At 65.3% G+C, this 14,974-nt stretch carries 11 protein-coding genes and 4 pseudogenes; 6 read left to right on the top strand and 9 right to left on the bottom strand.

All coding sequences use genetic code 11. The features are described from left to right. Positions 1 to 211: 211 nt before the first annotated feature. A pseudogene (locus tag ABZU69_RS34160) lies at positions 212 to 1,371 on the bottom strand (site-specific integrase); the annotation flags it as partial. A 15-nt stretch (positions 1,372 to 1,386) separates the two neighbouring features. Next, positions 1,387 to 2,531, bottom strand: a pseudogene (locus ABZU69_RS34155) (replication initiator); the annotation flags it as partial. A gap of 163 nt (positions 2,532 to 2,694) precedes the next feature. Between ABZU69_RS34155 and ABZU69_RS34150 the strand changes: the two are divergent. Next, positions 2,695 to 3,953: pseudogene (locus tag ABZU69_RS34150) on the top strand (IS701 family transposase). 613 nt (positions 3,954 to 4,566) lie between these two features. Here the strand turns inward: ABZU69_RS34150 and ABZU69_RS34145 are convergent. The 3 genes from ABZU69_RS34145 to ABZU69_RS34135 form a co-directional block, all read right to left on the bottom strand. Continuing rightward, positions 4,567 to 4,884, bottom strand: coding sequence for a hypothetical protein (locus ABZU69_RS34145; protein WP_354968397.1), 318 nt, complete (start codon positions 4,882 to 4,884; stop codon positions 4,567 to 4,569). Between the two features lie 581 nt (positions 4,885 to 5,465). Further along, positions 5,466 to 9,092, bottom strand: a complete 3,627-nt coding sequence (locus ABZU69_RS34140; protein ID WP_354968396.1) for a hypothetical protein — start codon at positions 9,090 to 9,092, stop codon at positions 5,466 to 5,468. A gap of 48 nt (positions 9,093 to 9,140) precedes the next feature. Beyond that, a complete protein-coding gene (locus ABZU69_RS34135) occupies positions 9,141 to 9,356 on the bottom strand; it encodes a GntR family transcriptional regulator (protein ID WP_354968395.1) in 216 nt (71 codons plus the stop codon). Positions 9,357 to 9,798: 442 nt separating this feature from the next. Between ABZU69_RS34135 and ABZU69_RS34130 the strand changes: the two genes are divergently transcribed. Then, the gene (locus ABZU69_RS34130) at positions 9,799 to 10,017 is read left to right on the top strand and encodes a flavin reductase (protein ID WP_354968394.1); all 219 of its coding nucleotides are present in this window, start codon (positions 9,799 to 9,801) and stop codon (positions 10,015 to 10,017) included. Beyond that, positions 10,014 to 10,187 carry a hypothetical protein gene (locus tag ABZU69_RS34125; protein WP_354968393.1) on the top strand — a complete coding sequence of 58 codons (174 nt, stop codon included), beginning with the start codon at positions 10,014 to 10,016 and terminating at the stop codon, positions 10,185 to 10,187. The genes ABZU69_RS34130 and ABZU69_RS34125 overlap by 4 nt, the downstream gene beginning before the upstream one ends. A gap of 137 nt (positions 10,188 to 10,324) precedes the next feature. Here ABZU69_RS34125 and ABZU69_RS34120 read toward each other — a convergent pair whose 3' ends face one another. Both ABZU69_RS34120 and ABZU69_RS34115 read right to left on the bottom strand, forming a co-directional pair. Beyond that, on the bottom strand, positions 10,325 to 10,471 hold the full coding sequence (locus tag ABZU69_RS34120; protein WP_354968392.1) for a hypothetical protein: 147 nt from the start codon (positions 10,469 to 10,471) through the stop codon (positions 10,325 to 10,327). Between the two features lie 313 nt (positions 10,472 to 10,784). Next, positions 10,785 to 10,937: pseudogene (locus tag ABZU69_RS34115) on the bottom strand (site-specific integrase); the annotation flags it as partial. Between the two features lie 203 nt (positions 10,938 to 11,140). Between ABZU69_RS34115 and ABZU69_RS34110 the strand changes: the two are divergent. The 3 genes from ABZU69_RS34110 to ABZU69_RS34100 are packed head-to-tail and all read left to right on the top strand — an operon-like array spanning position 11,141 to position 14,074. Beyond that, positions 11,141 to 12,091, top strand: coding sequence for an ABC-three component system protein (locus tag ABZU69_RS34110; protein ID WP_354968391.1), 951 nt, complete (start codon positions 11,141 to 11,143; stop codon positions 12,089 to 12,091). Beyond that, positions 12,022 to 12,354, top strand: coding sequence for an ABC-three component system middle component 6 (locus tag ABZU69_RS34105; RefSeq protein ID WP_354968390.1), 333 nt, complete (start codon positions 12,022 to 12,024; stop codon positions 12,352 to 12,354). Before ABZU69_RS34110 ends, ABZU69_RS34105 begins: the two co-directional genes overlap by 70 nt. Further along, a complete protein-coding gene (locus ABZU69_RS34100; protein ID WP_354968389.1) occupies positions 12,332 to 14,074 on the top strand; it encodes an ABC-three component system protein in 1,743 nt (580 codons plus the stop codon). The genes ABZU69_RS34105 and ABZU69_RS34100 overlap by 23 nt, the downstream gene beginning before the upstream one ends. A 73-nt stretch (positions 14,075 to 14,147) precedes the next feature. Here the strand turns inward: ABZU69_RS34100 and ABZU69_RS34095 are convergent, their stop codons facing one another. Next, on the bottom strand, positions 14,148 to 14,294 hold the full coding sequence (locus ABZU69_RS34095; RefSeq protein ID WP_354968388.1) for a hypothetical protein: 147 nt from the start codon (positions 14,292 to 14,294) through the stop codon (positions 14,148 to 14,150). A gap of 246 nt (positions 14,295 to 14,540) precedes the next feature. Then, a partial coding sequence (locus tag ABZU69_RS34090) for an integrase core domain-containing protein (protein WP_354968387.1) occupies positions 14,541 to 14,974 on the bottom strand: 434 nt, incomplete at its 5' end.

The raw sequence follows: 14,974 nt of genomic DNA, 5'->3' as shown, positions 1-14,974 counted from the left end.
CCGCAAGAACGCGTAGGCGCCGGCGGTGGCACCCTGGGCGGGGCTTGCCGCCGCCCATCCGAGTGAAACAGCAGTGCTGTGTGAGCGCTTCGTTCACAACGAAGAGGTCACTGGTTCGATTCCAGTATCACCCACGCAGGTCAAAGGCTACTTCCCGGCTTCGGGAGGTGGCCTTTCTGCTTGCGTAAAGCAGTTAAGTACAGCAGTTCCGTCAGCGGCCGAGCGAGTCACCGAGCCGCTTGAGTGCGTCTCTGGTCGCCTTCGTCGATACCTGCGTGTAGATCTCCATCGTCACGGAGAAGCGGGCGTGCCTCAGCACCTGCGTGGCGACTCTGGGGTGGACGTCGAGGTCGGCCAGGAGCGTGGCGCAGGTCCTTCTTGCGTCGTGGACGGTGATCGGCTTGACGTTGGCCTTCTCGCACCTCGTCTGCCAGGACCGTTGAAAGTTGCGCGGCTCGATGGGTGTGCCGTAGCGGGTGGTGAAGACGAGCCCGGTTTCGTGCCATGCCTTGCCGGCTGTTGCTCGGGCCTCGTCGCGTTGTTCCTGTCTGGGCTTGAGGGCGGTCAGGCAGATGTCGGGCAGGGGGAGGGTGGCATCGGATGCCTGGGTCTTGGTGTCGCGGTGGAAGAGCTGGCCGCGTACGCGTTGCATTTGGCGGCCGATGGTCAGCTCTCCGGCGTCGAGGTCGACGTCTTCCCACGTCAGGCCCAGGGCCTCGCCTTTGCGGAGGCCGGTGACGAGGACCAGGGCGTAGGCGGCGTAGAGCGGGTCTTCGTCGGCGCGGGCCGATTCGAGGAACTTGCGTGCCTAGTCGCTCGACCAGGACTTGCCCCGGCGGCGGCGGACGGTGGCGAGGGTGACCGCGACGGCCGGGTTCTTGGTGATGAGGTCTTCGGCTTGGGCGTGGGTGAGGGCGGCCCGCAGCGCGGCCCGGATGTCGCTGACCGTGCGCGTCGACGGGACCGCTTGGCAGCAGCGGCCGACGGCGCAGCAGCGGCGCTTGTGCTTCGGCCGGGCGGCGTCCTTGCCCTGGGCACAGCATTGGCAGGTGCGGGCCACCTGGTTGATCCAGGTCTGCACGTCGCGGGACTGGAGCCGGTCGAGCCGCTTGGCACCGAGGCCGGGGGAGATGTAGCGGCGGACGAACGTCTCGTAGGTCGCGTAGGTCAACGGTGCCCGGTTCGGCTGGATGATCTCAGTTAGCCAGTAGGCGAGGAAGCTGCCGACGTAGGAACGCTTGTCGCCACCGGTCCCTGCTTCGCTTGCTGGTGCAGTTTGATCCACTTGTCGTGGACCGCCTCTCGGGTCTTGCCGTAGACGTACTTCCGGGTGCGCCGGCCGTCAGGCTTGGTGACCCAGACGTAGGCGGCTGCGGCGCCGCTTGCAGTGTCGGTGTGGGTGGGCCGGCCGAGGTGCCAGCAGGCGTCGATGAGCCGGGCGAGGTGGTCGCCTTCGGGGTCGGCGTAGTCGTCGATCGTGGCGGCGGTCAGTCGGTTGGAGGAGTGGCCGGTGGCTTCGGTGGCCTTGGTGGCGTACTCGGCGAGGTAGGCGGCGACCTTGTCGTCGGTCAGCTCGCCTCCGGTGCTGTTGATGCGTCGGACGTCGACCTGCGCGCCCAGGCGATCAGCCAGCCTTCGGCCTGGTCGGGGTGTGGTGGCGTGGTGACGGTGATCTGCCGGGCGGCGGCGTGGATCGCGTCTTCCAGGTCGTCGGCGGTGATGCCGTACGGTGGCGGCACGAGCGCGTCCGGGTCGTCGAGGTCGACGCCGTCGAGGCGCAGTAGGACGTGGAAGTGGACGGCTGCGCGGCGTTGCATCTCGGCGACCTTTCCGTGCGACACGCGCACGGGCGGCACCCAGCGGACCTTGCCGGATGTGGTGACGATCCGGACGAGGGGGATGCCGCGTTGGCGGCACAGCGCGGCGAGCCGCCGTTCGATGGCCTGCTTGGTGCGCCGCCACAGCTCGCTGGAGGAGTAGTTCCAGACGACCTGGTGGTCGTGGTCGTAGCAGTCCAGGCACAACGGCTGCCCGAGCCGCGGATCGTCGGCGTCGTGGCGGGCGAAGCACGCCGCGGGCTGCCCGTGCGGGCAGGCACCGGCGTTGCTGCGGGCGCGGCAGGGGGCCGGTTGGCAGCCGCAGCGCTGCCGGCTGCGGCAGGTGTGGCGCGCGACGTGCCGGTGGTGCACCGGGCCGAACGACGGGGCGGTGAAGGTGGCGAAAACGACCGGGTGCCGGCCGACCGAGGCGGGGACGCCCTTTCCGCCGGTCAGACCGCAGCGCGTGAGCTGATAGGCGTCGCCCCGGTAGACCCAGGCGCAGTCCGGGCACACCGATTCGCGGCGGTTGCCGCACGCCTTGTACAGCGTGTGGTCGGGCAGCTCGTCGGTGTGCAGCTGGCCGGTGATGCGGCCGGTGTCCCGGTCGACGGCGGCGAGGGTGCCGGTGAGGCGGATCGGGCGGGAGCAGCCGCCGGCGGGGCGGGTGTGCTCCAGCCAGCCGGAGAACTCCGGCGAGGCGGCGCGGTGCAGGACCTAGTACGGCAGCCGCCGTTTGAGATGGCGCTGGTCGGGAGGGGTAGACGCAAGGCGGCCACCGCGTGATCGTCTGTACGTTGTGGACATAACTTCAGATCTGGCGGTGGCCGCAGGTCACAGCGTAAACCCTGCCGGGTGGCGACGAGTGCTGGCTGGGGTGCTCGCCTCCTTCGCGGGCAGGTTCGGACGGGTCGAGCCGCGTCGCACGGCGGTGGCGTTCGTGACCGGGCTGCTGGCCGATATCGAGGTCAAGACGTGTTGGCAGTTGGCGGAGCAGGCTGGGCATGCTCGGCCGGATGCGATGCAAAGGTTGTTGTATCGGGCGGTGTGGGACGCTGACGCCGTCCGTGACGACCTGCGTCAGGTGATTGTCGAACGGTTCGGTGACCCGGACGGGGTCCTGGTCGTCGACGAGACCGGGGATCTGAAGAAGGGCGTTCACTCGGTCGGGGTGCAACGCCAGTACACCGGCACCGCCGGCAGGATCGAGAACGCGCAGGTCGGGGTGTTCCTCGGCTACGCCAGCGAGCACGGGCACACCCTGATCGACCGCAGGGTCTATCTGCCGGTGTCGTGGACCGAGGACCGGGACCGCTGCCAGGATGCCGGTGTCCCGGACGAGGTCGAGTTCGCCACGAAACCCGAGCTGGCAGCCGACATGGTCACCGCGGCGGTCGACGCCGACGTGCCCGCACGGTGGGTCGCTGCGGACGAGGCCTACGGCAACAGCAGCGCTTTCCGCGCTCACCTGCGCCAACACCGACTCGGTTATGTCCTGGCCGTGTCCCGCAGCCACCTGGTGCCCCTCGACGGCGGCAAGGTCAAGGTCCGGGCCGACCAGGTCGCCGCCGACCTACCAGCCTCGGCCTGGCAGCGCCGCAGCGCGGGCGCCGGATCCAAGGGCCCGCGCTTCTACGACTGGGCCTGGCTCGACGAGGTCACCACCGACGCCGACCCTGACGACAGCGGCCGACACAGCCTCCTGATCAGGCGCAACACCTCCACCGGGGACCGGCCTTCTACCGCTGCTGGACCCCGCAACCGGCCACCCTCGCCCAACTCGTCCGGGTCGCCGGGATCCGCTGGACCGTCGAAGAAGCCTTCCAAGCCGCCAAAAGTCAGGTCGGCCTCGATCAGCACCAGGTCCGCCGCTGGGACTCCTGGCACCGCTTCACCACCCTCGCCCTGGCCGCCCTCGCCATCTGCGCCGCCGATGCCGCTCAGGACAACCCGGCCGACACCGGCCTGATCAAGCTGACAGTCAACGAGGTCCGCCGTCTCATCAACGCCTGCATCATCCGCCCAATCAGCGATCTCGCCCACCGTTTGCACTGGTCACAGTGGCGACGCCGGCACCAAGCCCGCGCCCGACAATCCCACTACACACGCCGACTCAACCTCGAACTTCAGCCATGATCCCAAACGGCGGCTGCCGTACTAGACGTCCCGGCCGACGGCGAGACGGGGCCGGTAGATGGTGAGCGGGGTGGACACGACTGTCTCCTCATCAGGGGTGGCAGGGACGGGAGACGAAGCACCACCAGCCGTGGACGGCTGTCCGCTAATGGTGTTCGTCGTGTCTCCTGGCACCGCCCACTGGGCGGCTGACGCCGGAGGGCGGAATCGTGGCCGTGCCACCTCCCGCCGATGGGTCATGTCCTTTCACGCTCGTCGAGCTGATTACTAGGCCGGCACGGGTGGGGAGCCTGGGATATCGGCATCCGGCGGATTGCCGCAGGCTGCCCCCACCCGTGGAGTCTGCGAATCCGGGCCACCGTGGACGGCAGGGAAGGCCGTGCTGGGCCGCTCAGCGGATTCGGGGAACCGGCATGGTGGTCGGTGCGAATGAGGGCCGGCGGGACGTGGCCCGCATCAGCGGCAGGAAGGCCTCTCGGCATCTCCGAGGTCGAGGCCAGCGATCCGGCAGGAAGGCCGCGCTGGCGTGCTCGACGAGCGCCAGAGTAGCACCGGGTACCGACACGTCAACGTGCCGTGAAACTGCTGTCGAGCCAACCAGGTTCGGCGCTGCCTACAGAGCGATGCGATTGTCGACCGATCGCTGAATCGGACCTGTGTACTCGGTAAGGCTGAAGCGGCGATGCCCATCTGTGGGATGCACCGTAACGGGGACAGCGCTCTCGTCTTCGAATCGCAGCGTGAAGACGGGGTCGAGTTCGCATAGGAATGCAAACGCCTCGCGGTCCCCGTCGCTGTCGCTTACCAGGCGACCGTCGGCCTCCCAGCCGCCGGTTACGGCGGCAATCACGACGGCCACCTCGACGCTGCCGAGCAGGGTTGATGAGTTCGCCCACCAGTCCAGCCAGCACCGGCCCTCGAAGCGGTCCACGCCGTCATCGTCCCAGGGCGAGGCCCGGCAGGCTGTCCGCCGAATGGGGAGAACTTTCCTTACATCGATCAAGGCGGCCCTGAGCGGGCCGCACGCGCCGCCGCCTGGGCGCGCGCCGGCCGCTGCCGCTGTCGCTCTGCGGCCGTCACGCCTGATGCCCGGCGGCTGGCGCGGACAGCGGGAAGCCCGGAGGGCCGCCGCAGAACGACAGACCCGTTGACCGGTGAGGGTGGGACGGCAGCCGGCCGAGCCGCGCGGCCCGCCAGCCCGCGCGGCGTAGGGGAGCGCACGCCGGTCGCGTCGGCGAGCTGGCGGTGGTCGCGGGGTTGCGGCTACTGCGCCTCCGGCGGGGGGCTCCGGCTCCAGGATGGCCGGGGCTCCGTCTGCGGGTCACGGTCCGTGGGTGGTTGCGGTAGGCCAGCCCGCCGGCCCTCGACCCGGGACGAGCCGAGCAGATCACCGCCCGACCCGCCAGCGTCTGTACGAGCCGGTCCGCTTGAGGTGGCGGGCCGAGCGGCGGCCTGCTCTCCGAAGGACGGGTCGACGGCACACGGGATGCAACCTCTCGGCGATCTCAATTTCTACTCGTCCCAATGATCCAGGTCGAACACCGCCCGAACCGGCTGAGGCGTTCCCTGGATAATGGATGTCGCTAGCGCCGCCGGATCCGGGCCAAGGGTCTTGCAGTCGGTGCAAGACCGCCTTCCCGCCTGGTTCTCAATGCCGCAACGCAGGCATTGCCATCCAGGATTGGGCTGGCGGGAGATCCTCTCGATCTCGACCCGAACAGGTCGGGTCTCGTTGTCTTCAAAGCGCTCCACGGCGCATTCAACGACATGACCATCAAGATCCCTGAGCAGAGTGACCATCACGGGCTGGATGGAGCCGTCCGGCGAGAGCGGCAAATGTTCTGCCGCGATCCGGCGTAGGACGGGGCTTGGGTCTCTAGCCCATTCAGCAAGAACCGGCTCGCCGAGGAGAGATAGCAACGTCACTGCGGCGATTCGTTGACGTTCAGGACTGCGCAGCTTGCGAAATACCTGTCTAAGTAGCGGCACTGCCAGGTTTGCGACAGGGGCACGCCAGAGGGCTCTTGCTGCCACCCATGCTGTTCCCGTGCCAAGGAAGAACATGCTTCCCAAAAGTCGAACAGCGCCTTCTTGGTCTTCAATGATTTCCCACGCGTGCAGGGATCGCGCTTCAGCGCCATCGAAGATGTAAAAGAATGGGTCGTCGTTGCCCGCCGCAGCTATTCTATCCAGGGTCAACGTAGCTTGCGCCGAGATGGTGGCGGTATCGAACCGGCCTAGTCGAATAACTAGTTGAACTAAAGGCCAAAACCACTCGTCGTAATCGTCAGAGCCTGGCCAGGCGTTTATCTGATTCAGGTCCAAAGTCTCGCACAGTGACCCTAGTTCAGCAAGCCGCGTTGCTTGTTGATGGCCCAAGATACAGCCGGGATTCTCCGCTAGGTCCTTGAGTAGTCTCAAATGCGCATGCCTGTCGATATCGGCCAAGCCTGCAAAGGATTTGCTGAATCCACTCCAACGCTCGTCCTCAATCTTCTTTGCAATATCCACGAAGCCGCGCTCCCGAAGGAGCTTGCACAAACGATCGTGCATTCCCATTGAGCCATGATCCAGAGCCTCCACAACGAGCTCTGTCGCCTCTTGCCGCCGGCCAAGAAGTTCTGCGGCTGCTCCTTCAACTGCTCTGCTGTAGACACTGTCGATTGTGGCAACGCGACCTTTCCGAGCGGGATCCCGTTGGGGCAAGGGTGAGAGACCTTTGACCCTCAGGGCATCAAGCAGCAACTCGTCCCGTTCGGACGTAGAAAGCCTTACCTTCTTGCGCAAAGCAAGTGTTGCGCGTCCAATCGTTTGATTAGGTTCAGGGAATGATTGAAGGGCGCCGACCATGGCATGAACCTGGTTATTTGCATCAACCAGTTCGGCGGTGTGTGACCAAAGCTGCCATGCTTCGGCGTCTCCACGTCGAATCTCGTCTAGAAGAGCTGTGAAGAGATTGCTGAACTCGGGTTCCACCGCTGACGCACCTTGCCTGAGTGCCGTGATTGCGGCAAGTGAGAGCGAATGGCTCCTTTTTTCGGCCGCTTCTCGGAGCACTTCTCGCGCTACCAGCTCTGATAATCCCGCGGCAAGAATCAGCGATTCCTGCCTGCCTGCCCGAACGGCCTCCGCAACCCACTGGACGACTTCTTGCTCAGGCCTTAGGGAAATGTAAACGGCCTCGCCGATTTCGAGGAATAGCTCTACCCGCGGTGCTACCTGCTCGTCGCCCCCAGAAATGACAAAGATTCCAGCCTCGTCCCAGAATCGCGCAATGGCCTCGGCGGCGACCTCGGCTGGCCCTCGGGCAAGAGCCCATCGATCAACTAGGCAGCCCTCCACCTCCCGGAGGATTTCGCCGAATCTGCACTGGCCGCCAGCCGCGGCAATCTTCTTAGCCTCCACCGCGAAGCCGTCGAGTAGTGCCTTGGACGCTGAGCTGCCAGACAAGATGCCCATTCGAAGATTGGCCCCTTGTCTTGCCTCCTGCCTTTCAACCAACCTCTTTACTGCTGCGTAAAGAATCGAAGCGCGGTGTGTGGGTAGAGTGTCATCACCTTTCGTCACGGCGAGCAGAGACAAGAGGATCGGCATTAAAGGAGTTTCGCGTAAGCTTCGGTCCTTATTCAGGGTGCCGGTGACCCAAAGTTCTCGGGTCTGCACCCAATTCAAATTCTTGCCCGGATTTGAAGCTGTTGCCTGCGTCTCCAAGATGGCACGCACAGTCTTCTCGATATCCTTCGGCGGCGCGAGGCGCAAATCTTGCCACCCAAGGGACGCGGCATGCCCGTAGGAAACATCCCTGGTAGCTAAGAGCACATCGACATCAGGCGAGACGCTGTGCATGAACTCATCGAGTTCCGACACAACTTGAGCTCGCCTCCCGTGTGTCTCATCCAACGCGTCAAGAAGTAGGGCAACCCCGCCGCTCTCCAGGCGCCTCTCCAGCTCTTGTTGAATCAGTGGCCGATAGTCGGTCGGAAGATCTCGAACTGCCACCTTCAACAAGCGATCCCGGAACCCCAAAGATTGTTCCTGGTGGTCAACGTCTTTAAGTGATGCCAGTACTGGGAATGGTGCGCCTTCAACGTCCAAAATTCGCGCGGCTAGCACCGACAAAGCGAGAGACTTTCCGCCGCCGGGTAATCCGGTCAATACCATGCGACCGCGACGTATGAATGCCCAAAGCAGGTCACGGCTGTCGCGGCCGTCTTCGCCCGGAGCTATGGCCTCGATCTTTGCGTCAACCTTCTCCAACGGTATCGGCGGAGTGGTCGCGCCCAACGGGCGAAGGTCAACTACGCTCCCGCGCTTTCGAAGCATGGCTCGGTATCTCTGTCGAGCCTCCTCCAACTTCACCAGCCGGGCGGCAGCGGTGGCCTCCGAGGCAAGGACTCGGTATCCTGCACCTATTAGGAGGTCAAGCCATGCTTGCATTAGGTAACCGCCCCTGAGCCTCGCGGTCTTTCCAGCTAGAGAAACAAGGTCGCGCCATGCATTTACGGATGCTTGCCTTCCCACAACCCCATCTAGTAGCCGAATTGCCTCCCGAGAAGCCCGCTGCTCCTCCTCCTCTAGCGACAGAATGTGGAGCGAAGCGCACTTAAGTAGCGACTCGCGCTGGTCGCTGGTTAGGCCGGGCAGTTCTGCATCGAGGTATGCGAGGGCTTCCCGTTCCTCCTTCGTCGGCGAGCCGGGCTTGTCCAGCTTGTAGCGATCGAGGAATCGCTTCAGGTCATGGCCCCATTTTGGCATTTGGCTGGTCACTAGGACCAACCTTTCGTTCTTTTCTAAGCCGCGCTGTGCTGCGACTCGCCATTGGGCAACGGCACTGGAAAAGGGCTTTCCCTTACGAAGTGTCCGCTTGGCTTGAACAGTGGCCCGCCAGCCCGACTGAAACTCGATGCGGACGTCGTCCACGGCATCGTCGGTCTCAAGGGCTACAGCTTCAACGAGTGCTGCGGCGGATGGAACGCCAAAGCCGAGGAGAGTTGCGCCTGCGAGGCCATGCGCGACGGCGTAAGCAGCGACGGCTCGCCGATACTCGACTCCTGCGTCTCCGCTTGCTCCCCCGATTGCCCCAACCGGTGTAGTTGGCCCAGCCATGCTGCCCACAAGCCTCACCCAGTCCTCGCTCATGCCCTCGATCAGTCGAAGCAACCACTGGTCGCAATCGACGCTCGGCGCCTAATCCGCGACAAAGACACCTACGCCGGGCAGCGTCTCCGTAATTTTCTTGATCCGAAGGATCTGCATGGCGCGGTCGATCACCGGCTCGGTGACCCCGTAGTGCTCGATCAGCTCTCGGCGGCTCGGCAGCTTGGAGCCGGGCGGGAACTCGCCGGTCGCGATGCGTTCGGCGAGGTCATCGGCAATCTGCTCGTAGCGGTAACGCGGTGGCACGGTGTTCCCCTCGGTTGGCAACACGAGTAGACCACCTACGTCAGCCCTTGACTACCCAACGGTACCTGTGGGAGGTTGCCGAGGAGGTCGATTCCCTCGGTTGGCGCTGTGGGCCGTCCTCGCCGGCGTGGATGTCCGGCGCATCCTCCGCGATCGGGCATCCACGCCTCCGGACACCTGCGGCACGAGGAGGCGGCAGTGCTCCCTTCCTATCCCCGAACCCGGCGGTCATTGGCCTCGACGGCTCTGGCGTGCCGATGAAGCGGGTCTCCTACGACGAGTACCTCCTGGCGGCAGCGCTCACCCTCGCCCGGCGCCACCGGCCCGTGTGGTCCTGGAGGCAGTGGCGATACATCTGCCGCTGCGGCGCGACCCTGCCGTGCCGAAGCCGTCACCGCATCCCGATCAACCGCGGCCACTGGCCCAGCCAGGACGGCCCGCGATGACCACTCACCATCCGATCAAGCCGGCCTGGACCTGCGGCGGCTGCGCGGGGGAGTGGCCCTGCCAGACCCGGCGGCGGGAGCTGCGAGCGGAGTACGACCGCGCCCCCGTGTCGCTCGCCCTCTACCTGGCCGCCCAGCTCGTCAACGCCGCCCAGGACCTGGCCGACGTCCCCGCCGGCCACCTGCACCGTCGGTTCCTTGGCTGGACTCGATGAGCATCCTGCGGCCTGGCGACGAGAAGTTCCACTACAGCGACGGGTCCCACAAGTGGATCCCGCCAAACCCCGACTACGACCAGGAAGTCTGGGACGAGCAGGTCCGCCAGCACAAACAATGCCACCTCTGGAACGAGTGCCCGAAGGTCCACATCCGGCGCCTCGTCTGATGCCAGCAGTGTGAGGTCGACCCAAGGCGCGGTGCTGGTGTTTCGACCGGTCCGTTTCCTTGGGCCGCCTCCCGAACCCGGCGTGCCAGTCGTCCTGGCACCGGGCTCTCCACAAGTCCCGTTGGGGTTCGTGGTCCTTATCCCATGGCCGTCCACGGGGTGGGGATGGCTGTTCCCCGGTAGCGGTAGCGCGTGGTGCGCATCTTGTCCGGGTTGAACAGGCCGATCTCCGGTGTGGTTGGCCACCATCCGCCGTTGCAGTAGCGGCGGCGGATGGTCCTCACGGTGGGAAAGCCGTCGAGCAGGGTCTGGAGTTGTCGGTGGACCTGCTTATGGTGACTTGAGCCGCAGCTCGACAGCGAAGGATCAGCGCGTTGCGCGGAATAAACGCGTACGGCGGCATCGGCCTTTCAGACCCCGGTCGGGCTGCGGCACAGGGCCGGGGTGCGGACACTGGCCCTCGACGAGGCCACGGTGAAGCTGCTGTGGGAGCTGTGGCACGAGCAGCGGTGCCGCCACGGTCCGGTTGATCCGAAGGGGCGGGTTCTCGTCCACGTGAACGGCCGCCTGGTGAGCCCGGACTGGCTGACCCGCCGGTTCGGCCCACCGCAGTCCGGCGGCCTCACCGCGGCGCAGCCCGCGCAGGGCGATCAGCCACCACCACGCGTACAGGCTGTCCTCGCGGACGTAGTTCAGGAACGCGGGCGGCTGCGCTGCGGTCCACACCGCCACCGTCGGCCGCTCCCCGGTGTAGCCCCGGCCTGCTGACGGGGACCGTGGCCCCGCGCGGCCTCGTCTGGTCGTTGGCACCTTCGGTCGAAAATTTGACCGCTAAAGATCTTCGTGATCGCATGGGGTGTGTTGGAAACTGCACTGAGTGAGTGGACCTCGTAGGCCAACACCTAGAGCTACTGCTTGCAGTGCGTCAGGTTCGAAGAGGCTTGGGAGGCTCGGTGGCGCTCAGCTTCGAGGAGCAAAGCTTCGTGCGAGGTATTCTGCGCCGCCAGCTCGACGAACTCTTTGGCAACGGGTTCGAGCGGTTCTTCCAGAACCTGATGTGCGCTCGGTATCCGGACTTCATCGATGTCAGGACCCACGGCAACCTGGGCGACATCGGCGCCGACGGACTGAGCCTGCACGAGCGCAAGTTGTACGCGTGCTACGCACCCGAGGTACCCGACGCCGCCGCTGTGCGGAGCAAGTTCCAGGATGACCTCACCAAAGCGATCGCCAAGCGAGGCGATCAGTTCGACACCTTCGTCTTCGTCCACAACGACCTCAGGGGCGTGCACCCAGAGATCTCGGTGCTGCTGTCCCAAGCTCGCCGGGTTCATCCCGTGATGCGTTTCGAGCAGCGCGGCCCGCAGCACCTGCACCGCGAGCTGTGTCGGCTGGAACGCGAGGAGATCCAGGAGCTACTTGGCTGCGAGATCCCGGTTTCCGATCGGGTGTACCGGATCGGGCTGGATGACCTGGCTCCCCTGCTCGCCCACTTGGTCACGCAGCGGCGCGCTGCCGCCTCGCAGGCGTCGGTTCGAGAGGTGCCCCCAGACAAGCTCGACTACAACCAGCTCGGCCCGGACGACCGCGAGGAGATCATCTCCAGCATGCGGTACACGCACCTGGTCGACGAGTACTACCAAGGCCGCCGCGACGTCACCGAGCGCGACGAGGTGGCCCAGGGCTTCAACGCCTACTACCACCAGATCAAGGCCGTCTACGACGATCCAGGAGACGTGCTCTGGAAGCTGCAGGAGTACATCGCGGGCAACGCTCGTGGGCGGCGCGAGGAGGAACGAGCCGTCATGGTCGTCCTCGCGTACTTCTTCGAGACGTGCGACATCTTCGAGGAGCCGCCGACGAACTGGCGGACGTCCGCGACACAAGAAGTGGTGGTGCCGTGATCGCGCCGACGAAGGGCATCGCCCCACAGCGTTCCCTGTTGGTCATTGGCGCTCAGATCTTGCGGTTGCTCGAGCAGCCGATGACGATCAGCCAGACATGGACCAGACTGCGGGAGTGGCGAGCGAGCAACGGCCATCACGCGCCAGTACCGTTCTGGTGGTTCGTGCTTTCGCTCGACGTCCTATACGCGCTCGGAGTGGTCGAACTGCAGCGGGAACTGTTGACGAGGAGGCGGCCGGATGCTGCGCCAGCTGAGAGCTAGCGACTCTCGGTTCCGAGCGCTGACCTTCCAGCCCGGCCTCAACATCCTCGCGGCCGACGTCGCCCCCAACTCGGCCGACACCGACAGCCGCAACGGGGCCGGCAAGTCGAGCATGATCGAACTCCTGCACTTCCTGCTGGGTGAGCGCGCCGACAGTTCTACGCTCGCCCTGCGACCAGAACTTCGCTCCACCGAATTCAGCCTGGAACTCGACTGGCCGCAGCAACGCGAGCCCCTGCGCGTCAGCCGCACCGGCAGCCGCTCCACCTGGGTGCATCTGCAGCCGCTGCCGCCTGGAACCGACCAGGGCCAACTCGAGCTAGCCACCGGCCACGTGCGGGTCGGCGAATGGCAACGGCTCATCGAACGAGACCTCTTCGGTCTCCCAGACGAGCATCCGGGCGTCACCGGCCGCAGCCTGTTGTCGTTCCTGATGCGCCGAACGAGCTCGGACGGCTACAGCGACGCCAGACGCAGCCACGGCCGCCAGTCCGACGCCGATGCCACCACCAACCTCGCCTACCTCCTCGGCTTGGACTGGCACCTCGCCGACCGCTACCGACTGCTCAAGGCGCGAGATACCGCTCGCACGCAGATGCAGAAAGCGGCCCAAGACCCCCTCCTCGGGCGCATCATCGGCAAGGTCGCCGATCTACGCAGTGAGATCGCCCTAGCCGAACGACGCGTAGCGGACGTGGAGCGGCAGCTCGCCTCCTTCCGCGTGGTCCCCGAATACGAGAACCTCCGCCAAGAAGCAGACCGGATGGACCAACGCATCCGCCAGCTCCGCAGCCGCGACCTCGTCGACCGACGCAACCTCCAAGACCTGAACAGCGCGTTGGAGGAAGCGACTGACCCCGACGTCAGCTACCTCGAACCGATCTACGCCGAACTCGGCGTCATGCTCACCGACCAGGTCCGCAAACGCTTCGACGAGGTCGAAGCGTTCCACCAGTCGATCGTCCGCAACCGTCGCCGCTACCTAGACGAGGAAGCCAGCGCGATACGGCAGCGGCTCGTGGACAGCGAGACTGAACGCGGCCGGCTCGGCGAACAACTCGCCTCCATCCTGCGCACACTGCAAGAGGGCGGCGCACTGGAAGCGCTGACCACGCTCCAGCAGGTCCTCGGTCAGGAACAGGCGCTGCTCTCAGCGTTGCGACACCGATACGAGGCGGCCCAAGCCCTCGAAGCCACCAAACGGGAAATCACCCAGGCCAGACTCACTTTGCAGCAGGAGATGGACCGCGACATCGAGGACCGGCGAAGACTCGTCGACGAGGCAACGGTGCTGTTCTCCGATTTCGCTCGCCGCCTGTACGGCCCGGGACGCACCGCCTACCTGCGATTTGAAGCCGGCGACAAAAGCCTACGCATCAACCCGCATATCGACAGTGATGACAGCACAGGCATCCGCAGCATGGTCATCTTCTGCTTCGACCTCACCGTCAGCGTGCTCGCCCACCGCGCCCGCCGGGCGCCGGACTTCCTAGTGCACGACAGCTACCTGTTCGACGGCGTCGACGACCGCCAACTCGCCGCAGCCCTAGGCCTAGCTGCTGAAGTCGCGGCCCGTGAAGGAATTCAGTACATCATCACGCTCAACTCCGACGACCTCGACAAAGCCCGCCGGCGAGGCTTCGACGCAGACCCCCACCTGCTGCCCCAACGCCTCACCGACCAGTACGACGAGGGAGCGCTCTTCGGTTTCCGCTTCTAACTTAATCTTTAACCCGTTCGGCTGCGGCTGATCTCATGCTCAGCGAGTTGCGCCAGGACTCGCGGATGGTCCCTCAGCGACGGAAGATGCGGGCGATTCGGCTCTCGCTGCGTCCGAGCTGCTCGAAGACTGCGCGCACCATCGCGAGAGTGATGTCGTGTCGGGTGCGGCGAAGTTCGGCGTGGACCTGCTTCGGTCCGAAGCGGCGGTACTGGTCCATGACTCGCAGTATGGCCTGGCGTTTTGCATCCGTGACAGGTTGATTTATGGTCTTGCGGTTCCGTCTGACAGGGCGGTTGATGCGCCGCCCGGATTCGTCGTTGGGAACCATCCAGACCTCCCGTCACGCTCGCCTTCCCCGACGGTAGAAACGGCTGGTTCCGCCGGTCCATGACTGGCGACGGCAGATTGCTGACCGGATGTGTGGCGTGAACCTTGCCCTTGCCGAAAAACTCGTCCGCGCAGGTCAGGCGGCATGTCGGTACTCGTGGAGGATGCCGCCGAGGCGATCGCGTCGTCGTATGTCGAGGCGGGTTATCTTGTTCGGGTCGGCGATCTGCGCTGGCAACGGGCACAGCGGGCGGGCGTTGGCGATGCCCTGATGCGGGCGGTGTCCGTTGTAGAACTGTTCGAACTCGCGCAGCGCGTGGAGCAGGTGCCGCTGGCTCCAGATCAAGGTGCGGTCCAGTAGTTCACGACGGCAGGTCTGTACCCAGCGTTCCATGATTGAGTTCATTCTTGGCATCTGGATGCCGCTGAGTACGACGTCGATGCCCGCGTCGGCGAGGATGGCGTCAAACATCTCGGGGAACTTGGCGTCGCGGTCGCGGATTATGAAGCGTGCCCGGCAGCCGGTGTCCTCGAGGTCCATGACGAGGTTCTTCGCGGCTTGCACCACCC

This window comes from Micromonospora sp. NPDC005206 (genome assembly GCF_040608175.1).
In the GTDB taxonomy this organism is placed as follows: domain Bacteria; phylum Actinomycetota; class Actinomycetes; order Mycobacteriales; family Micromonosporaceae; genus Micromonospora.
Note: the sequence above shows the minus strand (reverse complement) of the source record. Positions and strands in the feature narration are given on the sequence as shown.

Excerpts from the sequence above, each read along its gene's own strand:
- ABZU69_RS34140 (WP_354968396.1), bottom strand. The coding sequence starts at position 9,092 with ATGAGCGAGGACTGGGTGAGGCTTGTGGGCAGCATGGCTGGGCCAACT.
- ABZU69_RS34130 (WP_354968394.1), top strand. The coding sequence starts at position 9,799 with ATGACCACTCACCATCCGATCAAGCCGGCCTGGACCTGCGGCGGCTGC.
- ABZU69_RS34125 (WP_354968393.1), top strand. The coding sequence starts at position 10,014 with ATGAGCATCCTGCGGCCTGGCGACGAGAAGTTCCACTACAGCGACGGG.
- ABZU69_RS34100 (WP_354968389.1), top strand. The coding sequence starts at position 12,332 with ATGCTGCGCCAGCTGAGAGCTAGCGACTCTCGGTTCCGAGCGCTGACC.
- ABZU69_RS34095 (WP_354968388.1), bottom strand. The coding sequence starts at position 14,294 with ATGGACCAGTACCGCCGCTTCGGACCGAAGCAGGTCCACGCCGAACTT.